18 protein-coding genes are annotated in these 26,060 nt (G+C 49.8%); 8 read left to right on the top strand and 10 right to left on the bottom strand.

Features of this window, described 5'->3' with window-relative positions:
* Positions 1–5: 5 nt before the first annotated feature.
* The 4 genes from ACN0YN_RS23390 to ACN0YN_RS23375 all read right to left on the bottom strand — a co-directional run bounded on the left by ACN0YN_RS23390 (position 6) and on the right by ACN0YN_RS23375 (position 4,652).
* The gene (locus ACN0YN_RS23390) at positions 6–749 is read right to left on the bottom strand and encodes a Sir2 family NAD-dependent protein deacetylase (RefSeq protein ID WP_417387448.1); all 744 of its coding nucleotides are present in this window, start codon (positions 747–749) and stop codon (positions 6–8) included.
* Positions 750–813: 64 nt separating this feature from the next.
* Complete coding sequence (locus tag ACN0YN_RS23385; protein ID WP_417387447.1) at positions 814–1,227, bottom strand: hypothetical protein; 414 nt, start codon at positions 1,225–1,227, stop codon at positions 814–816.
* Between the two features lie 9 nt (positions 1,228–1,236).
* The gene (locus ACN0YN_RS23380) at positions 1,237–3,858 is read right to left on the bottom strand and encodes a right-handed parallel beta-helix repeat-containing protein (RefSeq protein WP_417387446.1); all 2,622 of its coding nucleotides are present in this window, start codon (positions 3,856–3,858) and stop codon (positions 1,237–1,239) included.
* A 263-nt stretch (positions 3,859–4,121) separates the two neighbouring features.
* Entirely contained in the window at positions 4,122–4,652 is a 531-nt protein-coding gene (locus tag ACN0YN_RS23375) for a hypothetical protein (RefSeq protein ID WP_417387445.1), read from the bottom strand.
* Positions 4,653–4,943: 291 nt separating this feature from the next.
* Between ACN0YN_RS23375 and ACN0YN_RS23370 the strand changes: the two genes are divergently transcribed.
* Complete coding sequence (locus ACN0YN_RS23370; protein WP_417387444.1) at positions 4,944–5,489, top strand: ECF-type sigma factor; 546 nt, start codon at positions 4,944–4,946, stop codon at positions 5,487–5,489.
* Positions 5,482–8,016, top strand: coding sequence for a serine/threonine protein kinase (locus tag ACN0YN_RS23365; RefSeq protein ID WP_417387443.1), 2,535 nt, complete (start codon positions 5,482–5,484; stop codon positions 8,014–8,016). Before ACN0YN_RS23370 ends, ACN0YN_RS23365 begins: the two co-directional genes overlap by 8 nt.
* A gap of 157 nt (positions 8,017–8,173) precedes the next feature.
* Here ACN0YN_RS23365 and ACN0YN_RS23360 read toward each other — a convergent pair whose 3' ends face one another.
* Entirely contained in the window at positions 8,174–8,488 is a 315-nt protein-coding gene (locus ACN0YN_RS23360) for a hypothetical protein (protein ID WP_417387442.1), read from the bottom strand.
* Positions 8,489–8,873: 385 nt separating this feature from the next.
* Here ACN0YN_RS23360 and ACN0YN_RS23355 point away from each other — a divergent pair, with 385 nt between their 5' ends.
* The 4 genes from ACN0YN_RS23355 to ACN0YN_RS23340 all read left to right on the top strand — a co-directional run bounded on the left by ACN0YN_RS23355 (position 8,874) and on the right by ACN0YN_RS23340 (position 15,351).
* Positions 8,874–9,437: an RNA polymerase sigma factor gene (locus tag ACN0YN_RS23355; protein ID WP_417387441.1), complete on the top strand. Its 564-nt coding sequence runs from the start codon at positions 8,874–8,876 to the stop codon at positions 9,435–9,437.
* Positions 9,438–9,537: 100 nt separating this feature from the next.
* A complete protein-coding gene (locus ACN0YN_RS23350; RefSeq protein ID WP_417387440.1) occupies positions 9,538–13,650 on the top strand; it encodes a protein kinase domain-containing protein in 4,113 nt (1,370 codons plus the stop codon).
* Between the two features lie 201 nt (positions 13,651–13,851).
* Positions 13,852–14,223 carry an STAS domain-containing protein gene (locus ACN0YN_RS23345; protein WP_417387439.1) on the top strand — a complete coding sequence of 124 codons (372 nt, stop codon included), beginning with the start codon at positions 13,852–13,854 and terminating at the stop codon, positions 14,221–14,223.
* A 189-nt stretch (positions 14,224–14,412) separates the two neighbouring features.
* Complete coding sequence (locus ACN0YN_RS23340) at positions 14,413–15,351, top strand: SMP-30/gluconolactonase/LRE family protein (RefSeq protein ID WP_417387438.1); 939 nt, start codon at positions 14,413–14,415, stop codon at positions 15,349–15,351.
* 143 nt (positions 15,352–15,494) lie between these two features.
* Here the strand turns inward: ACN0YN_RS23340 and ACN0YN_RS23335 are convergent, their stop codons facing one another.
* Entirely contained in the window at positions 15,495–15,947 is a 453-nt protein-coding gene (locus tag ACN0YN_RS23335; RefSeq protein ID WP_417387437.1) for a DUF5958 family protein, read from the bottom strand.
* Between the two features lie 83 nt (positions 15,948–16,030).
* The gene (locus tag ACN0YN_RS23330) at positions 16,031–17,281 is read right to left on the bottom strand and encodes a mandelate racemase/muconate lactonizing enzyme family protein (protein ID WP_417387436.1); all 1,251 of its coding nucleotides are present in this window, start codon (positions 17,279–17,281) and stop codon (positions 16,031–16,033) included.
* A 572-nt stretch (positions 17,282–17,853) separates the two neighbouring features.
* Between ACN0YN_RS23330 and ACN0YN_RS23325 the strand changes: the two genes are divergently transcribed.
* Both ACN0YN_RS23325 and ACN0YN_RS23320 read left to right on the top strand, forming a co-directional pair.
* Positions 17,854–19,119: an endonuclease/exonuclease/phosphatase gene (locus ACN0YN_RS23325; protein ID WP_417387435.1), complete on the top strand. Its 1,266-nt coding sequence runs from the start codon at positions 17,854–17,856 to the stop codon at positions 19,117–19,119.
* Between the two features lie 131 nt (positions 19,120–19,250).
* The gene (locus ACN0YN_RS23320) at positions 19,251–21,089 is read left to right on the top strand and encodes a C1 family peptidase (RefSeq protein WP_417387434.1); all 1,839 of its coding nucleotides are present in this window, start codon (positions 19,251–19,253) and stop codon (positions 21,087–21,089) included.
* A gap of 128 nt (positions 21,090–21,217) precedes the next feature.
* Here the strand turns inward: ACN0YN_RS23320 and ACN0YN_RS23315 are convergent, their stop codons facing one another.
* The 3 genes from ACN0YN_RS23315 to ACN0YN_RS23305 all read right to left on the bottom strand — a co-directional run bounded on the left by ACN0YN_RS23315 (position 21,218) and on the right by ACN0YN_RS23305 (position 25,857).
* Complete coding sequence (locus ACN0YN_RS23315; RefSeq protein WP_417387433.1) at positions 21,218–24,094, bottom strand: choice-of-anchor tandem repeat NxxGxxAF-containing protein; 2,877 nt, start codon at positions 24,092–24,094, stop codon at positions 21,218–21,220.
* A gap of 229 nt (positions 24,095–24,323) precedes the next feature.
* The gene (locus ACN0YN_RS23310; protein WP_417387432.1) at positions 24,324–24,890 is read right to left on the bottom strand and encodes an alpha-ketoglutarate-dependent dioxygenase AlkB; all 567 of its coding nucleotides are present in this window, start codon (positions 24,888–24,890) and stop codon (positions 24,324–24,326) included.
* 73 nt (positions 24,891–24,963) lie between these two features.
* The gene (locus ACN0YN_RS23305; RefSeq protein ID WP_417387431.1) at positions 24,964–25,857 is read right to left on the bottom strand and encodes a hypothetical protein; all 894 of its coding nucleotides are present in this window, start codon (positions 25,855–25,857) and stop codon (positions 24,964–24,966) included.
* Between the last annotated feature and the right edge of the window lie 203 nt (positions 25,858–26,060).

The following is a 26,060-nucleotide window of genomic DNA, read 5'->3' as shown; positions in this document are numbered from 1 at the left end:
ACGAATTAAACGGCCGACATGCCTGCCAGCCAGCGATTTACGATCTGAGGCACATGTTCGACCGCGGTCCCTTTGATCCAGTGGAATGCGACCGGCTCCGATTCCAGGTCCGGGCTGACAATCAGTTTTTCCGCGCTCGAACGTGCTTTGGTCAACAGACCGGCAGCCGGGTAAACCGAGAGCGAGGTGCCGACCACGAGCACTTTCCCAGCGTCACTCACATGTGCTGCTGCGACTTCATAGTTGTGAATCAATTCTCCAAACCAGACAATGTGCGGCCTTAACTGGGCTCCCTGTTCGCAGAGATCCCCGAGTTGAATATCCTTTCCACCAATTTCATAAATGAGAGCAGGATCTGCTGTGCTGCGGGCTCTTATCAGTTCCCCATGCACGTGGATCACATGGCTGGAACCTCCGCGCTCATGGAGATCATCCACATTCTGCGTAATCACGACGACCTCATATTGGCTCTCCAGTTCTGCCAGGGCCTGATGCGCCGCATTAGGTAAAGCCGCAACCGCTTTCCGTCTCCGTTCGTTATAGAAATCGAGCACCAGTTGCGGATTCGTTTCCCATGCCTGGGGTGAAGCCACTTCGGTAATTTCATACTGTTCCCAGAGACCTCCCATATCGCGAAACGTCGGTAATCCACTCTCGGCACTGATTCCCGCGCCGGTCAGTACGACGATTTTATGGGGATCGATGGGATCGGACATGTCTGTTCTCTCTCTGGTTTTCACTGGATTCATTTGGATTTCACCTGCACGATGTCAACCCTGACACACGGATCGAGCGGAAAGTTCAGTCTGTCTGTTACACATCCTGTTCGCCGCCATCGGCGTCATAAGCTTCTCGCTCAAACGGATTATCGCGATAAAACCGACGACCAGACAGCCACATATAGATGGACGAAAGATAATAAGCGGGCAGCATAAACGGCCCCCAGCGCTCATACTGTCGGACATGGACCAGTTCATGTGCTCGCGAAATCTCGAGGGACGCATCAGTCTGCCCGAGTATCGTATGCCCCAGCGTCAATGCGAGTGTAAACTGACCATGGGGCAATCGCTGAATGAACCACTTCGTGCCCCCCTCATAGAACTCAATTGCCCGTCCCTGAATCCGGGCCCGCCCGCCGAAGCACATTCCCACGCCGCCAATCATTAAACCAATGAGAGTATTGGGGGATGCCCACAATACCCGAATCAGAAATGAAATGCGGTTCATTGATTCCACTCACTGCGACAGTTCAAGATCATCGACCCAGATCTCAGCATCCTGGTCTCCCTGGCTGATAAAACCCAGCCAGTCGAGCGACTTCCACTCGGGATGAACACAGGTCAGGTTTTTGTAACGCCGTGGCCTCTGTCCCGGTAAAGTCACAGTCAGATCCCATTTGCCCGCCTGCTCTCCCAGCGGTGCCGTGATTTCCAGGTTCACCCACTGGTCGACCGGGAAGTTCAGCAAATCTTTCCTGTTTGCAGCGCTGAGCTTGCCTTTTTCAATCCAGAGTGTGGGTCCAATGCGATACGGGTTGGATTGATCGCGCCACTCATGTTGAAAGACGGCAGCGGAACTCAGTTTGACGGCAAACGCACAGCGACCGACGCCTTCACTATAATGCGGTGAAACCACGAACATCGGATGATAGCGATGCTTCTGTCCCGGAGTATCGAGCATTCTCAGAGCCTGAGAGCCGGACGGAGCCCCCTTCACTTCCCTGACTTCGACACCGCCGCGTTTTTCATCTTTACTGACGGATGTACTCGGCGGCAGTTCTCCTGCTTCGAAGTCTTCAACGAATGACAGCAAAGGCGTTGCCGGCGGATTTTTCATTTCCGGCAAGTCCAGTGAATCCGCGCGGGTTGTCCAGTCAGTGTCTCCATAGAGGCCTGCTTTTTCATAGTCGAATTGTTCGAATCCGATTTTGAATGCGGGGGAATCTTTCATCAGATGAAAATTGTCATTCGCCGGATCAATGAAACCGGGATCGGCAATGATCGAACCCTGGTCTTTCCCCATAGCCTTCCATTCAGCGAACGTCATTCCCTGAAAATCGATCGGCTTGCCATCCGTTCGCCAATACAGATTGTGATTCAGTTTCACATTCTTGTCTTTCCAGCTTCCATGAAACAGTTCACCGGAATCAAACACGACAATGTTCCGCTCGAACGTGAAAGAGAGATGCTCCTCCACCCGGCTGCGTTTCACCTGGTATTCGCGTGAGAAAGCAAAGATATTATTTCGGATCAGATTATTCCGACCGTAGTGCTGGTGATATCCACCCGACCGAGTGCGATAGACCAGGTTATTCTCCATCACAATGTCCGTGCTCCCTTCGTCATTGTAGAGCCCCCAGCCGCCGTAGCTCCAGGAGAGGATATCATGAATCACATTATTACTGACGGTCGTACCGGGTGAAGGTCCGAGGGTATAGACGCCTCCCATATCACTGAGCCAGCCCCAGCCCAGATGATGGATGTGATTAAATTCAACCTTGTTTCGCACAGCGAGGCTGTCACTGTAGCCCCAGCGCCAACCGACTGAGATGCCCGTATAATAGAAGTCTGCAATCTCATTATGTGTTACCGTGTTATCACCGGACTGACCAATCCACACACCAACGGCACAGGGAAAAAGGCGGCCTCCGTGCCGAATCAGGTTGTTATCAACCTTGATTTTGCCAGTCCGTTCGGCTTCTTTGGAAGCAATTCCGGTTTCGCCGACGCGCACGCCGCCGGCCCCCAGATCGTGCAGATCGCAGTGGGTGACAACACTGTCGCGACACCCCTTGCGAAACCAGAGTCCATAAGTGGCGACATGACCAATTTCACAATCTTCGAATTTCAGATCGCGTCCGCCATCAATCATCACTGCCGCTTCGATCGGAGATGCAGCCTGGGAAGGTTCGAACCCCTGGGGTGGCGTGCGCCAGTCTGTGTGGCGAAAACTGAGTCCGCGAAAGGTCAGATGTTCGACAAATTTTCCCGCAGCGGGATCTCCCTGCAGGACCAGTAATTTTTCAGCAACCGGCGCAAACGCCTCCGCTTTTTCAGGCGTCTCCCCTTCCCGGGGAACATAGTGCAGTTTGCCTCCCGGCGCCAGATACCATTCTCCGGGAGAATCGAGGGCAGCGCGATAATTCTCCAGGAAATATGCCGTATTTCGAGTCAGCGGATTCCACTGTTTCATCTGCCGACCAGACGTCAGAAGTTTCCCCGTTTTGACATCGAACCCGTCCAGATACTTTCGGGTATTATCCCACTTGTGAAAGAAGAGAGCCTGCACTCCCGCCCGCTCTGATTCCGGAACCTTCGCTAAAGAAGCCAGGTCCGCGGGATCTGCATACAACGTCTGTCGGGCAATCTTCCCTGGCTTGGGTCCGTCGGTGGTTCCCATTTTCTCCCGACCATTGCGGAGGTAGAAGAAAAACTCATCGGGCTCTCGCGCGCGAATTGCCCGCTTTCCATTGACCCAGAGTTGTTCGAACTTCCATTCAGGATCAACATTCACAGACCAGGTGCCATCAGATTCGAGTTTGAAACCAGTGATGGGTTTTCCACCTGAGATCACCGGGCGGCTTCCGGGAGCTGCCTCATATGTAATCGGTGCAGTCGCGGTGCCTGAATCTTCGGGAGTAAAAACGAGCGGCTCTGTAATGAAATAAGTTCCCGCCTGGATGACAACGCGCGTCGGTTCTTGCGGCTGCCGTTTGCGAAGTTCATCGCGGGCAGCAGACAGCGAGCGGACAGAACCTTCCGGCGAGACTTCCAGAATCAGTTCTGCATTGGCTTGCGAGCCGGTCAATGCAGAAATCGTGACAACAACAGCAAACAGGAATGTCTGAGACTTTTTCATTTGATATCCAGTCGATGCATCTCCGGGGTCAGCATCGGTAATTAAGATTGCATTTTGAGTTTTAACATCCTCCTGTCATATGATATTTTCGACCTGTTCTTCAAGAAATCAACGCCCCAAAATAATAGATACCTTACAACTTTTGATCATCCGCCTACTTCTGATCCATTTCTTCACCAACTTAATTAACAATACCTCGTGCGTGAGCCAGCTGTGTCGATCCAGGTACTACCAGGGATTTTCAAAGATAATCGCGTTGCCAACTATGCAAACAATACAGCGAGGCCATAGAAGACTCCGATGACTGCTCCCACACCTGATGCCGCCACCAGAACGACAAAACTGAGATAGAGCAGAGTCAGTGATAAATAAACGGTCAACTGCAGAAGCCCTGAGAAGATTCGAGGGGCAAACCAGCCGGTCCCAGTGACGAATAACAGTCCCCAGCCAGTGAATCCATAGTTTACACCACCTGTCAGAAACGCGAAAACGCAGAGCACCTTCAGTACCATCCCGACCCAGGAGGGAACCCATTTGAAAACCGATGCCACATAGTCAACGATGGTTTCAGTCCACTCAGACGCGAAGTCTCCGGCACTTTGAAATGCTTCATCCAGTATGCCTGGTCCGCTGGAACCTGGCGTGTATCTCATACTGAGGTTCTGATCGCGCTGTTTTTGTTCATAGCGGAAATGCTCTGCCCCCAGCGAACTGTAAACGCTCCCCGCGTACCCGGTTGCTTTCCCTAATAAATAGTCACCCAACTTATGATCGGTCGAATCGTAAACAGCCATCATTGTCTCCCCAAAAGCCCCTGTTAATTGCCCGTGTATCCGCTTCACAAGACTTGGCGTTGCCTGGCGGAGAAATGTGCAATGAGAAATCTTTTTTTCGAAAAAACAGGAAATGCGAAATTTCAGACCGACAACAGATATTGAAAATGTAAAGTTGCGTCAGCAGATAGACCTCCGTAAAATCATAACCGTCAGAGGGACATAGACTTCTGTGGAGGAGACCTGTTTCCGCTAGTCACTGATGCGATTCTGGAACAACGAACACATCACGATCGACAGGCAAGATAGATCATGGCATCTCGTGACAATGACCCAATCAGTTGGCATCAATCGATTTACGACCAGCTTCATGGACTGGCCGAGAAAGCGCTGAACCGGGAAACTCCAGGACATTCGCTGCAGCCAACATTGCTCGTGAATGACGCTTACATGCGTCTTCAAGACCAAAACAACCTCGATCCAGCCGACCGCTCACAGATGCTGGCAGCGGGTGCAACCATTATTCGTCGCCTGCTGGTCGATTATGCGCGTGAGAGAAAACGCCTGAAACGGGGAGGAAAAGCGGGACGTGGAATTCCGTTGCACATTTCTGTTGCAGATGACGCCAGAGAGTTAGACATCCTTGAATTGAACGATGCACTGGAGGCACTCGCTAAAGAGTTCCCCAGAGCAGCAGGGATTGTAGAACTTAAATTTTTTGGCGGCTTGACCGGCGAAGAAATCGCGGAACAACTGGATATTTCATTACGGACAGTCAATAACGACTGGAAGTTTGCCAAAGCCTGGTTGTATCGCGCACTTGGTCCGGGAACAGAAAGTGATGATGCAAATGAGTGACTCTCACGCGGAAAGAGTACAACAGGTTTTCCTGAGTGCGCTGGAGATTCCGTCTGAAAAACGGGATGAATGGCTGGCAAATGAGTGTGGCTCCAACATCGTACTGCTGGCGGAAGTTCAGTCGCTGCTCAAGCACGCAGATCCTTCTGTCGATCTGCTGGAACAGAACCTGGATGAAGTCGTCTCTAACCTCCCTCATCTGGACGAGCCACTTGAAGTACAGCAGCCACCAGAGCAAGAATTGCCGGATGATGTTGACTGCGATCACTTTCTCTCCAAACTCTCGGAAGTCGGGGTCCTTTCGCCGGATGAATTCGCATCCGTCAGCGACTCTGTAGCAACGGGAAATCCTTCAGCGGACGCGCGACAACTGGCATCACAACTCGTCACCGATGGTAAACTCACATCTTACCAGGCATCGGCGCTCCTCAAAGGAGAACCGGAACTGTTGATCGATAAATACCTCATTCTTGATCTGATTGATGTCGGCGGCATGGGAATGGTTTTCAAAGCCATTCATCGTACGATGAATCGTCTGGTGGCATTGAAGATGATTTCCCAGCAGATGCTGGCGTCGGAAGATCAGGTCAGACGCTTCAAACGGGAAGTCCGCGTTGCAGCAACACTGGAACATATCAATATTGTCCGTGCTTACGATGCCGACGAAGCGCGCGGCGTCAATTTCCTCGTCATGGAATACGTGCGGGGAGATAACCTCAGCAGAATCGTGCGCTCCTCGGGACCGCTGTCTCTGAGCCAGGCCGTTGACTGCATTCGACAGGCCGCCGCTGGTCTGCAACACGCCCACGAACGTGGTATCGTGCATCGGGACATCAAACCCGGAAATTTATTGCTGGACGATCAGGGAACGATCAAATTACTCGACCTGGGTCTGGCCCACATCGACGATTCCCTGAGACATACTCCTGCCGGCTCCGAAACGACCGATGATGAGAGTGGCCGACCGTTCGTCAGCAAGTCCGAACTGACGGCGGCGGGAGCGATTCTGGGTACTGCTTCCTTTATGGCACCGGAACAGTCACTGGATGCCCACCTGGTTGATTTCCGTTCCGATATCTACAGCCTGGGGTGCACGCTTTACTTCCTGCTGACGGGCGAAGCCCCCTATTCCGGAAACACGATCTTCAAGGTCTTTGTGCAGCATCGCGAAGCGAAAATCCCCTCTCTGCAGGAGCAGCGTCCTGATGTTCCCAATTCTGTGGCGGCTGTTTTTGAGAAAATGATCGCCAAGAAACCGGAGGACCGTTATCAGACTGCCCGGGAGCTGATCGTGGCTTTGGAGGACTGCCATATACCGCTTCCGGTCAAGGAATCGCCCCCACGTTCCTCACAACCATCTGACATCTCAAAAGATCCCGGACCGACGATCAGTGAACCAGGAACGGCGAAACCTGCTGACACAAACAGACCTGCTCAGAAACGATACCTGGTGGGAACGGCATGTGCGATCGTCCTGCTGGGAATCACAGCCCTCCTCTGGCCGCGCGATTCTGATCAGCCCGATGTTCTTCCGTCTCTGGAATCCTCGAGTGAACCCGCAACACCAGTTGCTGATCTCGTCGCAGCGCCTGACAAAAAAGAACAACATCTCAATCAACCCATCACTCCCCAAACCTCACTTGCCGATCTGCTGGCTTCGGGGGAATGGGAGTGGCAAGTGACAAAAAACATGGGGCCCCTGATTAACTCGCATGATTTTGAGTTCAGCGGCGATATGACCGCCGACAAATGCACTCTTGTTTTCTCGACAGCCCTCAAGAATCCGGAATTTGAACGTCGTAACTTATGGATCTCGACACGTCCTGCTAAAGATGCTGAATGGAGTGAACCGACCTTACTGCCTGCGGAGATTAACACCAATGGGAATGCAGAAGTCCCTCAGATTTCGGCAGACGGTCTGAGTCTTTCATTCCGAAGGGATGCACACTGGTATCTTTCGATTCGGAAAAGTCTGAATGATCCCTGGCAGGAAGCGATCCCCGATCCCATCGCCGTTGGTGACAGACGTGATTATCGGCTCACCCCTGATGGTCTGACCGGATTCCGCCCCCGCATCGTTTCTGCAGACAAGAAATCCCCCGGTCAGGAAAGCGGCCTGATGATCTGGCGACGTGATTCGCTGGACAGTCCTTTCGGAGAGCGATCCGAGCAAACACTTCCCGTTGACCAGTGGATCAGCAACGGTTCCCTGAGCGATGATGGCCGGTTCTACATGTTTTATCAGAAAGAGGATTGGGAAACCGATGCGGACGATGCTCTCAGCAAGCTCCACTACTCAACGCGATCCGACTGGAATTCGGACTGGTCAGAACCGGTACTCGTTTTTAAAGACGACCCAAATGCTTCGGGACGCGCCCGGTTATTACGGGATGGCAGAAGCTTTCTGTTCGTCGCGAAACGCCCGGGTGGTTACGGCGCCAGTGACATCTGGCTGGCAGAGCTGGTCAAAAAAAAGGATCAGAGCGAAGCAACCACTGCGAATGACAACTCATCCTCAGCAGAATAGTATTGATTTTTCAATTGAATCTGTCAGTTAACCGGTTCCAACTCAAACAGAGCCAACCTGTCAGTCAGTCTGACCTGCAGGAGAATCCATACTCTGTTTATCACCTCCAGCGACTCAGCAGCCTGAGCAGGAATTTTTGAATAAAACGGGAAACCGTTTAGTGCCTGTAATCGGTCTGAACCAGGGAATAGTTCTCATCCTCGCGCAGTTCATACAGCAACTTTCCATCGGCGTCATACTTAATTAGATAGATGCATTCGCCATGATCATATTCTCCGAGATCCAGCAGATTCCCTGCTTTGTCGTGCACAGTGTATCGACCATGCAATCTGCCATTCTGATCATATCTGCCGGTCGAGACATGCCCTGAAACCTGATTCACATGTTTGAATACGGGATAACCCTGCAGGGTGGGAATGACAGAAACAGAAATGATGATCAGCAAAAACAAGAACAATACATTCGCCCGCATGTGATTACCCTTTTACTGATTTTGAACGCAGCAAATCGTTGCGTCGCCAAAGTTTAAACTGAAATCTCCTGTCAGCTTTCATCACGGATGGATGGTCCCTGTTTGATTTCCGCCTGACATGAGAGTTGGATTTGCAAAATCTCCACTCTCTTCTTGCACTTAGAGTCATGCATGGGTAAAAACGTATATTAAAGGACGTATAAACGGCCCCGCCAAATATTCACCAAAACAGCCCTCTCATGAACAATTACCAGTCTTTTCAATTTCATTTGACGATTGTCCACATGGAATAGGTGTTGTTTCGAACTACCGTTGTGACAAAAAAATGACTCCCTCGAACATTTTCTTAAATAAATAACTCCAATTAGATCGCAGTACACGGGTTATGGATATTGATTCAATCTCGACCACTCTGATTCAGCGCGCTTCACTTGGAGATCCGACAGCGTCAAACAGGCTGATGGAGCTCTCGGCATGGCTGTTACGACGTATGACAAACCGGATCATCGAAAACAGGGAAGATGCGGAAGACGTTGTACAGGAAGCATTAACCGCTGTACTGGAAGTCATGAACAAAGAAAGTCTGCGACTGCAGCATGGCCGCCACAGCTATATCAGACTGCTTAAAATGTGCCTGCGGAACGTCTGTTCTAACCGCTTTCGCAAGAAACAGGTGATTGCCCCCGGGGGCACAGACAACCTCAACCACATCCAGAATCTGATTGATGACAATATTGAAACGGTGGAAGAAAAAAGAGATATCGCAGAAGGAGTGATTGAATTCGCTGGATTAAATGAGAGGGAAAAACAGGTTTTGAGATTGTTTTTCCTGTCCGGGATGCCCACCAGTCAAATTGCAGATGAATTACAGATGACCGCTGTCAATATCAGGCAGATTCAGTCCCGCGCACTCCGCAAGATTCGCGATTTACTGGGAGAGGACTTATAAAGTTTATTTTTCGGGAAATTTGTTGTCACATTTTCCGGTGAACCAACACATATACTGGTAAGCACGCGTTGGTACTATCGAACTTTCAGGACACATTTTCGTGGTTGACTCAACCTCTTCTACCTGCCCCAATCTTCTGGAGATCTCAGATTACAGTCTGGGCAAACTCGATTTTGACCAGATCGAGACCCTCTCTGAACATTTTAATATCTGTCCGCTTTGTCGAGAGAAGCTGGAAAGACTGGATGATGAACCTGATGAGCTGATCAACCAACTCAAAGTCCCCCCTCTCTCGATAGGCCAGATCTCGCTTGAATACGAGATTGGCTCTGGTGGCATGGGCCGCGTTTTTAAAGGCTACGATACAAAACTGATTCGACCGGTTGCAGTGAAGCTCATCAACACAGAGCGGCAAAAGGTATGGAAAGATCTGGCAGAACGATTTGAACGGGAAGTACAAATTCTTGCCAGGGTGGAATCCCCCTATGTAGTGAAAGCACTTTTCGCGGGTGAAGAAAACGGCTTTACCTATTTTGTGCAAGAGTACGTCGACGGAAAAAACCTGAAGGAAAAAATGGATGAGCTTCGCTTTTCCATGCCCGCACGTGCCTCGGCAACGATTGTGTATCAGGTCGCATCCGGACTCACAGCAGTCCACAAACTGGGGATCGTACATCGAGATATCCATCCGGGAAATATTCTGCTCAATAACAGGGGATTCGTACAGATCGCTGACTTCGGGCTGGCCTTTGAAGAAGGTCGCTCGGATGGTTCGGAACTGACTTCGATGCGCCAGGGTTTCGGGCAGGTCAATTATGTGGCCCCGGAGCAGTGGAGTTCAGCGCGAAATGCAACAACGAGTTCGGACATCTATTCTCTGGGGTGTGTCTGGTTCTTTCTGCTCACAGGACTCCCCATCAATCGGGACTCGAAAACACTTGAGATCATCCATCCTGCCAGCCAGTTTCAGATGGTCAATCGGGCGGATCGAAAACTGTTGAAGTCCATGCTGCATACAGACCCTCAGCAGAGACCTACAGCGGAACAGGTCGTAGCGGCATTAAAGAGCCGGGGGGAGGCTGTCAATTCGATTGAAGTGTTACTGAAAAAACAGACTGACCATGCTCCAGAAAAATGGAAACGTATTGCGTTCATTTCGGGAGTCAGTCTGCTCATCTTGTGTTCCTTTCTGTATCTAATGATCCCTCCTGCTGAGAGTAAACTCTCTGAAAAGGCCAATCCTGCTGCTCCTGTTGTACCAGTTCCTGAATCGACGGTGGTGAACCAGGATCAATATGCATTAAGGTTTGACGGCATTGATGACTTTGTGGAAACATCGTTTGTATACGGAAGCGGGGCTCCCATTACGTTCGAAGCCTGGATTACTCCCGACTGCCAGGAACGTCCCAGGACGATGGAGATCATCTCGAATGCGGAGACTGCGGGTATTATCGTCAGACTGAAAGACGGAAACCGGCCTGAATTTCTGTTTCACGAAGGAACCAGCTACGCTGCTCACACTCGTTCAAAGCAGATCGGTTGCGGTAAACTGGTGCACCTTGCTGCTGTCTACGATGGAATCAGTGTTGGCATGTATGTGAACGGAAAAAAGCAGGGGCTGAGTTTCCCCGTAAGGCGTTTACATCGGCACTCACCCATTCCCATTCACCTTGGTGCCAATCCGGACCCGGCCCTCATCGGACGCCCTGTTGCAGAAAAAAAAGACTGTTTTGCCGGTTTACTCCACCAGTGTCGCTTCTCAAGAGGAGTCATCTACCAGGAAGACTTTTCACCGGAAAAGCTGCTGTCCTCTTCTGATTCCACCCTCCTGCTGTACCACCTGAATGCAGACTCCGGCAAAATTGTGAAAGACAAAAGTGGTAATGGTCATGATGGAAAAATCGTCGGAGCGACCTGGGAAAAATATGATCCCCAGAACGTCCCTGAGAAAACGGAAATCTATCAATGGCCGGCCGACACTCCTGACCACATTTCCGTGAATGACAGTCCAGATCGTATCAGCCAGTTACAACAGGCATGGGCCGAGCATTTAAAACTCCCCGTACAAACCTCAGTTCCTCTGGGACAAAACATAAGTATCGATCTGGTACTGATTCCCCCGGGCGAATTTATGATGGGAACACTCGAAGAGTCTCTACAGGCACCTGATAGTTCTATCAAAGAGGACGATTCCTTACCTCGCAAAATTTCTGCTGACCTGCCTCAAAAGCTGGTCAGGATCACACACCCGTTCTATTTGAGCAGAACCGAGGTTTCACGAAAGCAGTTCCGCCAGTTTGTCAATCAGACTAAGTACAGGACAGACGCAGAGCTTGACGGTTCAGGTGGGACTGACTTTGAGTCCTCAGAGACAAACCCCAGGTTCACCTGGGCCAGTGATCTGAATGGCGCCATCAGTGAAGATCATCCCGTAGCGAACCTGAGCTGGTTTGATGCCAATAATTTCTGTGGCTGGTTAACCCGGAACCAGTCCCAATTTGTATTCAAGCTTCCCAGAGAAGCACAATGGGAATTCGCCTGCCGTGCGGGGACGTCCTCAGACTGGTTCACATCCGATGAATCAGAATTACCAAAGTATGCCTGGTTACAATCGACAACCACTCACCCCTGTGGAAAGCTACAACCCAATGCCCTGGGGCTCTTTGACATGCATGGCAATGTTGCCGAATGGTGTCAGGACTATTTCGCTGACAGAAACAGTTTTTCCAGCTCGGTCAATAATCCGTCAGGTCCCAGTTCAGGCAGTCATCGCGTTGTACGAGGCGGTTCAGCAATACAGAAAGCGTTGAACTGTCGGTCTGCATCGCGCGAAGGCCTTAAATCAGATTCACGAGATGCTCTCACCGGCTTTCGCGTATCTGCTGCGATCAATCCCCTGTCAGATGATATCGAAAAAAGTGACCAGTTTTCCCTGCACTTCAATGGCGTGGATGACTTTGCGGAAGTCGACTACGACTATCGAAAAGCATCGGCCCCCCTGTCTATTGAATGCTGGGTCGATATTCCGGAAGTAACTATCAACGACCACTTTGCCTCGTCGGTTATTTTTGATATGCATTCCCACCTGCGAGTATTTTATTGTGTACTTCGCAATCACCGCATCCACATGTATTATCACGAAGGTGAGTGGATCTGGCATGCCTTCTCTGCCGAGATTTCTCCCGGGAAACATCACATTGCCGGCGTGTTTGATGGAACCAGTCTCAATGCTTTCGTCGATGGCAGCATACCCGAAAAAGTAACGAAGAATCGGGCAGATCGTATGGCAAGGTTTTTAAGATCAATGTTTCGAATCGGTTCCGGTTCGACTTTAGAAAATTCGCAGCACCGGGGATTCCAGGGAAACATTTCACAGTTGAGAATCAGCGAGCAGACGGTCTATCAGGATGAATTCCAGCCTCCCCCCCTGCTCACCAGACACGCTTCCACTGTAGCGTTATATCGTTTTGAAGAAGGGAAAGGCAAAGTTTTGCACGATCTGAGCGGTATGTTCAATCATGCCAGAATTACGGGAGCCGAATGGTCGATTTCACTGCAACCAGACAAGGAACTTCTCAAACGAGGCCTCCAGTTTGACGGCGACGACTGGGTCGAATCCCGTTTTCCGGATCCCACTGCAGAACAATTCACAATCGAAGCCTGGGTCACTCCCGAAACGGACAGAAAACTGGCACATCAACTGGTATTTCAACTGGGTAGTCTCAGTCTGAAATACCATGTCAATCATGGCGAATACTGGACCTGGTCGCTACTGGACCCACAGTCTCAGGAAATCCCGGTCTCCACAGTTTCCAGCAAGGATGTTGCCCTGAATCATCCGGTACACATCGCCTGTCAGTGGAACGGAACCATCTGGAAGATGTTTTTAAATGGACTCCCCTGTCGTACTCTTCCCATGCGGGCCATTCAGCAGGAGCAACTGGCAGAGATCATCAGCTCAAGCCTGAATGAAAAACTACTCATCGGAGGTACTTCTACCACAGAAAATGCCCAATCGCATTGTTTTGAAGGTAAAATTCATGCCTTTAAAATCTCCAATGTGGGGCGCTACAAGAAATCATTCACACCACACTCCAATTTTGCAGTAGATGAAAATACGCTCCTGCTTTACCGCTTTGATGAAATGTCAGGAAATACCGTTCAAGACTCATCTGGCAGTAAGGCCCATGGAACTCTACATGGTGCAAAATGACTCAACCATAACTCACTACCTCACTAATCAAAACAGTAACATTTTTCCTGAAATGTTCTTCTGAACCGTGATTTCCTTATATATTTCATTACAGTACAACTAACAGAATCAAATTCGATTTTCTGAAGGCATCACTTTAAAAATCAGACTAGCGTCGATTTTTCAAGTCTTCTCAAGACGATGTTCAATCTGGATCCATTCATGGTAGATCAACTGGAAATTTTCAAAGTGGAGCTTTCTGCTCCTAACCTGATTGTCATCCCTCAGGGATCGACGCTGCATTTTCTCTACAGCAACGTTCAGATCGAATCGAACAAGGTCATTAAACTCTTCAGCAAGCCGGAATTAAAGAATGTAATTATTGATCTTCACCGGGTTGATCATCTGGATTCCATCATCATCAGTTCCATCATTCGCCTCCTGCAGCAGGCGAAACAGACTGGCGGGCAAGCCGTCTTCTGCAATGCCTGTGAAAACATGCAGGACCTGCTCAAGTGCGTCAAAATAGGATCCTATTGGCCTCTGTTCGACTCACGTGAAGCAGCACTTCAGGCTGTTAACTCTTCGTCCTGAAGCAGAATCCTCATCAAACGCAATTAATCAGTACTTTCAAGACGGATCCCAGAACTGACAATCTGGGTTTCAAAGACAGGGTTCTGTATCTCATACCCTGATCCTTCCCTGGAAAATGGAATTCGGGTACCTTGGTGATCAACAGAATCTCTGTGATTCCCAGTCCATTAACAACAGGAGTGACTACTGATGAAAGCGTTCTTTGTATTGACCCTTGGCGCGATGTGCCTGATGAGCAATATCGCTCTGGCTCAGAAGAAATCGTCTTCAAAACCGTTCCAGGCGGGACAACCGCTGGGAGCCGTCAACGAAGCCGGCAAGTTCGTTCCCCTCTCAGACAATGTGAAGGTGTATGGCAGTTTTCGTTTTGCTGAGAGCTGTGTTTACGACCCGACTCGCGATCTGATTGTTGTCATGAATGCCGGGGTTCCACAAACCCAGGAAGAAAATGACGGCTACGTCTCACTCTTGAACCCGGATGGATCGGTTCACACCACGAAATGGATCGGCGCGACGCGAGATGGCTTAACGCTCAACCATCCACTGGGCAGTGCCATTCAGAACGGCACCCTGTATACCGCTGACATCGACGTCGTCCGCACGTTCGATCTCGCGACAGGCAAACCGGGGAAAGCCTATCCTGTCGAAGGTTCCACATTCCTGAACGGGATCGCCGTCAATAAGGAAGGGACGATCTTTGTTTCCAATTCGCGTCCTGAGTTCCGCGTCTATAAAATCACCGCCGACGGTAAAGTTTCGCTCTTTGTAGATGGTGCCCCCCTCAACATTCCCAATGGCGTAGCAATTGACCAGGACGGAAACGTTGTCGTCGTCAATGTCGGTAACAACGATGTGATGACATTCGATCCTGCCAACGGAAAACTGATCCGCACCGAACATGCCGCCGAAGGGGGCAACGACGGACTGGTAATTCTCCCCGATGGAACGAAGTATGTCAGCAGTGTGCGCTTCGGAAGTGTCTCCAAAATCAGCCCCGGGAAACCCGCTCAAGTCATCGCCTCGGGAATCCCCAGTGCCGCATCCATGGGCTACGATTCAAAACACAAGCAGTTAATCATCCCCATGAACAACAACAACGCCGTGGCGTTTCTCAAACTGGAAGATTAAAACTTTCACAATCCGCGATTTTAAAAACAGCTGTCAGGTCTATTTATAAATGGGCCTGACAGCTTTTGTTCTATTCCAAAGTTGTCTGCTACTGACTTTGATAGATTTGAAGTTTTTATCGTATGCTGCTCCTGACTGAAATTCTACAAATTTCCATTATGGTAGTTCTCTCTGATTGTCAGTAATACGGCTTCGCTGGCCAAGTCCTGATGCCACCAGTGCCGACAATCTGGAACACATAATTCAGCACGGCGCTGATCAGCGATTTTGAACAGCGCAATTAATAAGCGAAAAAGTTTCTGATACTCTGTTGATGGAAGATGAAGTGCCTTCGAACTTGCGGTTCGTAGTTTCCCTGACTTTAACATGACACATGGTGTAAATGTCGGTTTCAGTCCTGCATCTAAAATGGCTAATGGAACGTCAGCCGTCATTGGTCCCGCTTGCATACTCATATAATTCAATGTACAGAGTACAGACTTTTGTTCTGTACCTTCGAGACCAGCAAACCATTCCAATCCATCCTCGCCTGTGATTACACCCTGGCGAATCTGGTTGAGTCTGATTTCACATTCTATACCGTTCGTAGTCGGCATTTCTAACTTCTCATTCATGCATTGAATAATAAAAGGATTCAGGTTTCTAAATAGTAATTACCTGGCATCCTTCTATTTCATACTTAAATCGCATACCGCTTGACGATCGCTTCATCCACCTCAATACCGAGCCCGGGACGGGTGGGGACGTCTACAAAACCATCCTTTAGCTGGAATGGTTCTTTGACGATCTCAGTCCGCCAGGGATTCTCCGACTGATCCAGTTCCAGCATGGGGGTGTCGGTGGGAAAGCCCCAGTGAGGATCAGGCATCAGAGACAGTGTCTGCACGGTGGCCGCGATGAGAATGGCTCCTCCCCAGCAATGTGGGATACAACGGATGCCTGACAGCGCCGCCATTTCAGTGATAAACAGGGTTTCGCCGATGCCGCCACACAGACTGACATCCGGCTGGATGATGTGCATGCACTGCCGGTCAATCAGTTCTTTAGCACTGCCCCGCGAGTCGACGCCTTCACCGGCGGCCAGAGGCAGAGGGAGCTTGCGTCTTAACTCTTCGTAACCGGCATAGTGGGGAGATTGCGGCAATGGCTCTTCAAAATATTCAAAATTGAGATCGTGCAGTACCTCTCCCATCTGCAGTGCTGACGAAAGCGTATAAGCGGCGTTCCCGTCCGCCATTAATTTGATATCAAGCCCGACTGCTTCACGAACCGCAGCAGCCACCGCTGCTTCGCGTACTACCGGATAACGACCGATGCGCATCTTCAGTGCCTTGAACCCCTGCTTTACCAGTTGTTCTGCTTCGCGGGGATACTGTTCCTCGGGCTGTTCATTTTCCACGTAATTCATCGCCGAGGCATACGCGGGAACGCGATCGCGAAGTCGGCCGCCAAATAATTCAGCCACCGACAGATTCAATGCCTGTCCGCGGATATCGTTGATCGCCATATCCAGCGCAGCCACTGCCAGTGCATTACCGAAATTCGGTCCCCACATCATTCGCCACAGTTTGCGTTGTTCCAGCGGATTCTGACCGATCAGCCGCGGTCCGATTTGATCGTCAATCGTTCCCCGGGCTCCACCGACCGGAGCCGTCTCCCCCCAGCCGGTCAATCCGGCGTCGGTCTCAATTTTGACTAACAACGTCTTCCGGAACTGATCAAGAGGAACTGAAACCGACACCCCGAACCGACGCTTCAGTTTATGTTGCAGGAGATACGTTTTGACGCCGGTTATCTTTATTTTTGCAGGGTCTGCCTGGTGTTCCGAGTCAGCCGCCTGCAAAACAGCAGGCCCTCCCGCCAGACAACCGGCCGCCAGCAGCGCCCCCTTCTGCAGTAACTCCCGCCGGTTCGTACGCGTTTCTGACATCAAAAAACTCCTTACTGACTGACATTCATAATAACTGATCTGCAGTGAAATCGACTGACATCAGCTGTTACCAGCGGACATGTATCTGGGAGCGATCAGAGACAAGTTCAGAATGCTATCCATTCTAACAGAGAGTCACCCACATAAGCCAGCACGGGTGATCGCAGTCTCAGGTCTCTCACATTACCAGTTCGATTGTCAGAGGCAACTTGTTTATGGACTGCCCACCGGACAGTTCAATCGAAAATTACGGATTGCCCTGCCCTGACATCTGCCAGAAGAAACGAACGATTCAATCTCCCGGATCGCTCTCAATGGATCTCCAATGGCAGTCTGAAACTACAAGGCGACAGCAAAATATAATTTCACAACAAACTTGTGGACAGGAAAACCCATGTGCTGTTTAATACACGTAACATGAGTATACACAACAAGACTGACACCTGTTACTTAAACCAGCTCGGTTCCTGCAGTCTCAAAATAAAACTCAGCACACTCTGAAACACCTTCTGCCAGAACACGAGTCCGCCTTCCCCAAGGGGAGAACCACTAAATCCAGGAGAATGTTCAGCATGGCAAAGTTCAATAAAGATGAATGGAAATTGATCCGCGATAAATTGAATTCAAATCCGCAGCGCTATGGTCTGCCAGCGCGCGTCTATGGATCAGCCGTGGTTGGTTCTGCGAATATCCGAAAACTGGGGGCGAAAGATAAACGAGATCCCGATACCTGGCAGTTTTTTGCCGACGTGTTCCGACACTTCGACCTGCTGGCGGTTCAGGAAGTGCTCGAAGATATGGGAGGGCTAAAGCATCTCAAAAATTTGATGGGTGATGATTTTGGGCTGGTCGCTTCCGATACCACTGGCTCGTTTCCCAATGAGGGGGGCTTATCCGAACGGCTCGCCTTTATTTTCAACTGGACCGTGGTAAACCGTAAAGAGATGGTCACCGATGTTACTTACGACCGCTCCAAAGTCCTGCAGATTCTGGGAGAAAATGCGGAGTCGATCGGCGAAGCTGTCAACAAAGCGATTGAGGACAAAAAGTACTTAAAAAAGCTGGATAAATATAATAAGGCACTGGCTGATTTTCAGGCAAACGGCGGACGTGAACCGCAGAAGCCAACGCTGCCCCTTAAGATGCCCGTCTTTTTATCTTTCATCCGCACCCCCTTCGCCGTGATGTTCGAAATTCATGGTCATCCGGGCGCCGAACGTTACACATTCATGGCTATCAATGCGCATTTATACTATGGGAATTATATCGATGATCGTCGCCAGGAATTTGATGCGCTGATGTCCTGGATCATGGGACGCGTTTCGGAAAAAGAAGCAGACCAGTCGTTCAATATTGTTCTGCTGGGAGACCTGAATCTGGACTTCGATCAGCCCGACAACGATCGGCCCCGGATTCTGAGACTGATTGAAAAATTGAATAAAACAGGGGGGAAAGAAGTCAACGTTTATTTCCCCTTCCTGAATGAACATCCCCAATGTCCTGACCAGCAGTTGCAGGTGGAAAACGGCATCCTGACGACCAATGCCAGGTTAAGTGAAACCTTCGATCAGATTGGCATCTTTTCGCGCGATCCGCGGTTAAAGAAATTCAAAAATCAGGATGCGGGCAAGCAGCCGTGTGGCCCGGACTTTGGCGTCTTTGATTTCGTCAATCTGTTCAGCGAGGCTTTACTGGGTAAGCAGTTTGGAAAGTTACCCCCAAAACAGGCTGCTGATTTTGTCAAGCGCTTCGAGCATAGCGTCAGCGACCATATGCCACTCTGGTACCGCATCCCCTTACCCAAAACAGACCATGCCAACGTAGTCACTGCGCCATAATCGACAAGCTCCACAGAGAGAAAAGAGTGTTTGAAGCAAGTCGTCCACACGAGTCTGCCGAGTTCGTTGAATCTTAAAGCAGCGGAAAACAATTCATCGTCAAAGTATTTATATTTCAGGAGAATGGGCCCATGGCTGAATCAAAAATGAATAAACTGGACGGAAAAACGCTTAATGTTCAGGAAGACGTTCCGGATTTCCGGGATCGCATGTATGAACCCTCCCTGCTGCAATTAAAGCCGCACATTTCGCCACCAGGAAATCTGACCATACTGAACCAGGGTCAGGAAGGGGCCTGCACCGGATTCGGTTTAGCAGCGGTGATCAACAAGCTCAACAGTGATCGAAATATCAATGTTCGCGTCAGTCCCAGAATGCTCTATGAGATGGCAAAGAAATTTGATATCTGGCCGGGAGAGGAATATTCAGGATCAAGCTGCCGGGGCGCCATCAAAGGCTGGTACAGCATGGGGGTCTGCGAAGAGAGCCTGTGGCCTTATAAAGTAAACAGTAAAGATAAGCACCTGACAGTAGAACGGGCTAAAGATGCGCGCCGGAACACAATCGGTGCCTATTACCGAGTGCGAAAAAACATTGTGGACATGCACGCCGCGATGAATGAAGTCGGAGCCATTTATGTCTCAGCAAGTGTGCATACAGGCTGGTCTAAAGAGGCCACGAAAAAAGGAGTCATCAAACAAAGCAAAGAACTGCTGGGAGGCCATGCCTTCGCAATCGTCGGCTACGATGCCACCGGTTTCTGGGTTCTCAATTCGTGGGGAGAGGACTGGGGCCGCTCCGGCATCGCTCACTGGAGTTACGAAGACTGGCAGGACAACGTGAAAGACGCCTGGGTCTTCCAGTTGGCTCTGCCTACGCCTCAACTGGGGGATCGCGAACATTCCGGGGTATCGGGAGCCACAGCCAGACAGACGTTTTTCTCCAGGGAACCCCGCAGGGAAGAAATTGCCGGTCACTTCGTCCATGTTGATGATGGCGAATTCCACGACGAAGGCAGGTACTGGAGCAATTTCCAGGACATCAAAGAGACTGCGAAGCTGATCGCCGACAGTAAGGACTACAAACACCTGCTCTTTTATGCCCACGGCGGATTGAACGACACCAAAGCCTCCGCAACCCGCATTGCCGCCATGAAGGAGACCTTCAAGAAAAATGGAATCTATCCCTATCATTTCATGTATGACACGGGGCTGATTGAAGAAATCAAAGACGTCATCATTGGCAAAAAAATTGATACAGAAGAAATTGTAGGCAGCTTTACCGACTGGTCGGATCTGCTCCTGGAACGGGCAACCCGCCGCCCGGGCCGAGCTCTCTGGAGAGAAATGAAATCCGATGCAGAAGCTTCGTTTCGCACGAAATCCAGACCAGGCAGTCTCACGATGAAAACCTTTCTGGATGCTTTAACGGCTCCCGATGCCGTCCCCAAAAAAATCCATATGATTGGTCACAGTACGGGCGCAATACTCCTCGCGCACCTGCTCCAGGCGCTCGCAAAGTCGAAAACCAAAACGCGCATCAGTTCTGTCAACCTGCTTGCACCAGCCGCCACAGTTGATTTATACCATTCTCATTATCTTCCGTTGCTGAAAGCGAACAGCAAAAACTTCGGGATCGACACAATGAAGATCTATAACCTGGAAGACAAACTTGAGCTCGAAGACAACGTTGCCCTTGTCTATCGCAAATCTCTCCTGTACCTGGTCTCGAATGCATTCGAAGAAGAGCTGGAAGCACCGCTGTTAGGAATGCAGAGATTTTCAGAGGACATTCGACATCAGCGTTTGTCGTTTATCTACAGCCACGGCAAAACAGATGCTCCTGCAAAATCCCAAAGTACCACGCACGGCGGTTTCGATAATGACCCGGATACCATGAATGACATTCTCAGAACAGTACTCAAAAGGAGCCCCCGAACCCCGTTTACGGAAGACAGTCTCAACTATTAACTCTTGCTGTTCCAAATTTGAATCATGTTCCGAAGGGCATGGAACGGATGACTGAATACGGATTCTGTGCGCATTCCTGCTGCCTCATTCGCAGACGAATGGAGAAAACGCATGCTTTAAAAACCAGATTAAAACGGAAGTAAGTCTGTATTGTCTTTGAGGGAGGCAAAAAACAGATCAGCTTCCTCGTCCCACTCTGCCAGTTTGCGTACTCCTGGAGACAGCGTTTCTTCCATCAGTCCTTCTGAAGCATGTCCGTATCCAGCCAGATGACCAAGTTCGTGCAGGATCACAGTCCAGAGATCAATCTGCCCGGCTGCGTCACTGTCGGGCAAAGCGATCAGTGAGAACTGACTCTCAAAGGCATATTCGCTGTTGTCAGTGGGAGTCTCGTCTATAAACCATCCGTAGCCGGCGGCATTCACATCCAGGTAAATGGTACCACCGGCAGCCCGACCTAATGTGCTCCCCTCCAGGTCCACCACCTTGACTTCTACGCCGGACAGCAGCTCACTCTGTTCAGAAGAAAGTTGCGGACTGATCTGAATGACTGCCTGCTCTACCAGTTGTTCTGCCGTCTCCTGTTTCAAACCAGTCGTAGTTGTCGTTTCAGACGGCGGAAGTGAGACCAGCAGTCTGTCAGCCCACGCTTCGGGATAATTGACGGGATAAACGATTTCGGACTGGTTGGCTTTTGATTTTCCGTAATTAGAAACCAGTGCGATCAGATCACGGTAATCGATGCGGTCACTCTGATCATAATCGGCAAACCAGGCGTACGCAGACTCCGATTCACTGGGACGTGTATTGTACATGCTGACCTGTTGAATCAAATCTCGATAATCGATCTTATCATCATCATTCAAATCAAAAGGGTTCGCCCAGATACTGGCTCCGCTGAAGGGTACGACGGTTAATGTTGTGGGAACTTCCGCCACAACATCAACCTGTGGTGAGACCAGCTCAAAGCCCAGATCATAAGGGCCAATACTCTGACCTGAAATATCCAGTGCCACCTGATCTGTGGACAGTGATTCAAATCGAATCCGGGCAAACAGCAGACGATCGTTGAGACCCAGTTCTGTCGCTGTTGTTTCCGCTGACAGGTTTTCAATCAGTCCTTCTGTATCATTGATGGTCCCCGACTGATTTTGTGTAAAACTTGCCCCGAATTCGATCTCAGTCGCCGACGTGTACTCGGTGTTATACTGGAAATCGAGATCGACGGCGGCGATGCCGTTGCTCGCCTGATTGGCAGAGCTGACCCAGATCTCTACCCAGCAGGAATCCCATTCGCTGATCCAGGTCTGACTCTGAGGCAGCGAAGCCGCTTCGCCGTTGGCATCGGTCGCCGTCGGTTCATAAACAACACGCAGGCTGACTGCTTCTGCTAAATCGCCATCGATCATCGCAATCCCCAGCTGCCCGTTCTCCAGCTTATAGGAAAAAGTGACTTCGCCGTTGTTGTTGATTCCATCCCCGTTCGCTGCCAGAAAGATCGCATCACTATTCCCGGCAAAATAGAGATGGGTGATGGTAGAGCCTTCAAAGGCCTGGCCTGTGCGGGCGATTTCCTTAAGACCATTGAGATCGTCATAATAGAACAACGCTTCCTGTCTGGTAAAAGAGTCGACGCCATCCCAGATCGTCGCTGAGATTGCCAGTTGTCCGGCATCATTCATCGTATACTTATTGATTCCATAGATAACCTGATCGCTGTCGGGAACCGCCTGTCCTTCACGCACGATCTGTTTGAGATCGCCTCGACTACTGCCGGCATCATACCGAAACAGCACTCTGTCATTAGATATGTCTCCTGTAAATGCTACATCTCCGCGATTATTCAGCACCAGATCGTTTTTTCCACTATGATCGTATATTTCTTCACTTGCAAGCTGGTCGTCCGTACGAACAATCTCTCGCAAATCACCATTTCCCGAGCGAATGAATACTCCCAGCACAATACCCGCTTCGCCAATATCGATATTGCTGCGAAAAGCCACGGCCCCTGACTCATTGATAACACTGTTGCTGATTTTACTGTTCCAGTGAAATTTGTCGCCGTCGGAATTAAAGACCTGTTCATTCTGCATCACAACGCGGAGTGGTGAACCATCTCCGTCACTCACATAAATGCCATCTGGTACGGAAGAATTTGATGTCTCTCCATAAAATGCGATTTGTCCGGCATTGTTGATCGATATCGAATAGAAACTGCTAAAGCGATGAACCTGAGAGCCGGGGATCAACTGCCCCTTTCGGGCAATCTCGATCAGGTTTCCATTGGCGTCGGTACTGAAGACAGTCTGGTTATCAGCGCTTCCATTATCGGTATTAGATAAATTCGCGATGAAAGCGATTCGCCCAGCATTGTTCACTGTCACATAGGTTCCCTCCAGTCCATCAAACTTTCCATTTGTACTTCCATTCGTCGCACCGGGTGCATCACTGCCTTCCTGAACCAGTAAGAGCGGTCCGTTGCCATTGCTGCCGAGAAAGATACCCGAGTCTTCCCAATAATTGACTCCATTGAAGCGATCAACAAACACTGCCTGGCCACTGTCGTTGAAGGGTAAGGGAATAGAGGATGCGGCTCCTGAGATCCCGTCGTAGAGTGTCCCATCTTGAATCGCCGGAACCGGTTGTTTTTGACGTGTGATATTTAAAATTGTGCCCGAAGTTGAAACTTGAAAGAGTCCCGAATTACTTGACGTGAGAGAGCCCGTGACATTTGCCTGAAATAAAACCAGCCCGGTCTCGTTGATAATCGGCTCCTCACTGAACTTACTGAAATTGCCATCGTTGTTTCCCGTGTCAAGATTGGGGGCATTATCACCCGAGCGAACGATTACATCGTCGGACGTCAACATGCCTGCCAGCAATTGACGTTCTTCCAGCAACTGCACCTGCCAGTTTCGGATGGGTGTGCGACATGATTTGCGTTTGTTGCGAGAGCTACAGACAGAAGAACTTGTTTTCGAAAGGTGTTTTAACAGGGAAAACATTGCGGTTCTTTCTATTATCTATCGAGACAAAGTTGAATTGCGGACCAGATTAAAATCGTCTCACAATAGAAAGATCACGGTTTGTGGAATCCCCCCGACGTGGAATGGGGAAAATTTTCAAAATGAAGGTAAGTATTAACGGACGGAGCTCAAGCCCGACATGACCACACAACCTAAACCATTATTAATTCTATGGTTCAGGAAATTCAATCGGAAATTTCATACCGGATTAAACCTGAAGGGATTCCGAATTCACCGTACGAAATGTCAGTGAAATCCGACGCGAACGGGGTATCCTGTTGCCGTCGACGTCATCGAAATTCTGCTTGGAAATCGAATGTTTCCAGTCATAGCGTGCTTCATCAGACATGACTATGATACTGCGTGGTTCCAGGTAAATTGAATGTCTGTTTGTTCCTGTCACTTCACTGAATTTCATAAAACAGCCAGAGCCCAGTGTGATTGAGGCGATTGAATTACCAAAACAGGGCTCGCAATCCACGTGGGGTGCAATCCCCTGTCCCGGCTCATATTCATTAACAATCATCTGATCGGGAAATTGTTCAAAGTATCCCTGCCCCACAATCGTTTCTGCCAGCGATAGTGCCCAGGTCGGCAAACGTCCCACCTGCATTGAAGTATCAATCGATTGAGAACGGTAATCATAACGATACCCGTAATGTTGGACTCGGCGTTTCAAATCGTTCAACCACGGAGTCTGATCGATCGTCTCAATCAGCTGCTGCTCGATCAGGGGATCGAGAAATTCTCTGTTATATGTCAGTCCCTTAATCATCTTCAGTTTATCTCCCGATCCAACTCGTTCCGCTGACAGATTTACATAACCGGTTCTCTTATCTCTGGCAGTCTTACTGTAATTTCGCCACCAGCATAATGAGTCCGGCGATGAAGCCGAATATTGCGATAAACAGAGTCAACTTAAGCAACGCGAGCATCACAGCCTGAACTTTCTCCACCACTCTGCCCGTCGCTTCTTCTGCCCACCAGATAAACTCTTCCAGTTTGCTTCCCAGATGGTAAGCCAGAGCCAGCAGATACACCGACACAGCATATGTAAAATATCGGCAAATCTTGAGTAGATAAAATCCAAGTACCGCAGCAGGAACCGCGAATACCAATCCCCCTCCCAGTTTCAGAACACCCCCAAAAGCGACGATGCCCAGCACGCTGGAGACCACTTTCCAGGTGACTGCCGGGATCAACCTGTTTACCAGGTTCTTAATCGGCGTCAGAACAGCTTGTACTTTTTTGATTCCGAATTGAATTTCTACCGACCTGTTAAGATTTGTTCCAAGCTTATCTTTTTCTGCTGTCGCTTTCTCAAGCAGTGAATTGAAAGCACACAGCATGATATAGATTGGACTAGTGATCCACAGAAAATGTAGCACCTTCTGTTTGCGACTCATACGGCTTAACACTTCCAGACGTTCTTTTTTTCGTTTTTCCTCGGCAAGACGAATAGCTTCCTGTTTCTTCAACCACGCTTTGTGGCGGGCTTCTTCTATTTTGCGCTGACGCTCTGCCTCAACCGGATCCACTTCAACTGGCTCGGGTATCCACACCGCACTGCTGGAGTTCGTATTCTGAGTAGCCGCTTCCCTTTTTTTCTGTCGCTCACCTGCACGCGCTAAACGTTCTTCATGTTGTTGGGCATACTGTCTGCGTTTAAATTCCTGATATCCGGCTGTATTTTCGACACTGCCTCCAGTGTAAACCCCCGTATACCCCAATCCGTAAGTCATGATCCCTGCCCCTTATTGATTTTTTCAACGATCTGATTTCTGGTTCTTGAATTAACTTCCTCGTCTATAGAAAGATCAAGAATCACTCTGTCATCCCGACAGCTCAGACAAAACTATTTCTAAAAAAACAAAAAAACGAGACGGGAACGCCCTCTACTCGTTCCCGCCTCGCAACGCCCCGCCTGAAACGGGTTTCACGTAAG

This window comes from Gimesia sp., assembly GCF_048260065.1.
Taxonomy (GTDB): domain Bacteria; phylum Planctomycetota; class Planctomycetia; order Planctomycetales; family Planctomycetaceae; genus Gimesia.
The sequence above is the reverse complement of the archived record's forward strand: the minus strand, read 5'-3'. Positions and strand labels throughout refer to the sequence as shown.

Bases quoted from the DNA above. Each gene is read 5' to 3' on its own strand.
- ACN0YN_RS23340 (WP_417387438.1), top strand. From the start codon at position 14,413: ATGAAAGCGTTCTTTGTATTGACCCTTGGCGCGATGTGCCTGATGAGC.
- ACN0YN_RS23315 (WP_417387433.1), bottom strand. From the start codon at position 24,094: ATGTTTTCCCTGTTAAAACACCTTTCGAAAACAAGTTCTTCTGTCTGT.
- ACN0YN_RS23365 (WP_417387443.1), top strand. From the start codon at position 5,482: ATGAGTGACTCTCACGCGGAAAGAGTACAACAGGTTTTCCTGAGTGCG.
- ACN0YN_RS23375 (WP_417387445.1), bottom strand. From the start codon at position 4,652: ATGGCTGTTTACGATTCGACCGATCATAAGTTGGGTGACTATTTATTA.
- ACN0YN_RS23380 (WP_417387446.1), bottom strand. From the start codon at position 3,858: ATGAAAAAGTCTCAGACATTCCTGTTTGCTGTTGTTGTCACGATTTCT.
- ACN0YN_RS23320 (WP_417387434.1), top strand. From the start codon at position 19,251: ATGGCTGAATCAAAAATGAATAAACTGGACGGAAAAACGCTTAATGTT.
- ACN0YN_RS23345 (WP_417387439.1), top strand. From the start codon at position 13,852: ATGGTAGATCAACTGGAAATTTTCAAAGTGGAGCTTTCTGCTCCTAAC.
- ACN0YN_RS23330 (WP_417387436.1), bottom strand. From the start codon at position 17,281: ATGTCAGAAACGCGTACGAACCGGCGGGAGTTACTGCAGAAGGGGGCG.
- ACN0YN_RS23335 (WP_417387437.1), bottom strand. From the start codon at position 15,947: ATGCCGACTACGAACGGTATAGAATGTGAAATCAGACTCAACCAGATT.
- ACN0YN_RS23390 (WP_417387448.1), bottom strand. From the start codon at position 749: ATGAATCCAGTGAAAACCAGAGAGAGAACAGACATGTCCGATCCCATC.
- ACN0YN_RS23360 (WP_417387442.1), bottom strand. From the start codon at position 8,488: ATGCGGGCGAATGTATTGTTCTTGTTTTTGCTGATCATCATTTCTGTT.
- ACN0YN_RS23355 (WP_417387441.1), top strand. From the start codon at position 8,874: ATGGATATTGATTCAATCTCGACCACTCTGATTCAGCGCGCTTCACTT.
- ACN0YN_RS23310 (WP_417387432.1), bottom strand. From the start codon at position 24,890: ATGATTAAGGGACTGACATATAACAGAGAATTTCTCGATCCCCTGATC.
- ACN0YN_RS23305 (WP_417387431.1), bottom strand. From the start codon at position 25,857: ATGACTTACGGATTGGGGTATACGGGGGTTTACACTGGAGGCAGTGTC.
- ACN0YN_RS23385 (WP_417387447.1), bottom strand. From the start codon at position 1,227: ATGAACCGCATTTCATTTCTGATTCGGGTATTGTGGGCATCCCCCAAT.
- ACN0YN_RS23325 (WP_417387435.1), top strand. From the start codon at position 17,854: ATGGCAAAGTTCAATAAAGATGAATGGAAATTGATCCGCGATAAATTG.
- ACN0YN_RS23370 (WP_417387444.1), top strand. From the start codon at position 4,944: ATGGCATCTCGTGACAATGACCCAATCAGTTGGCATCAATCGATTTAC.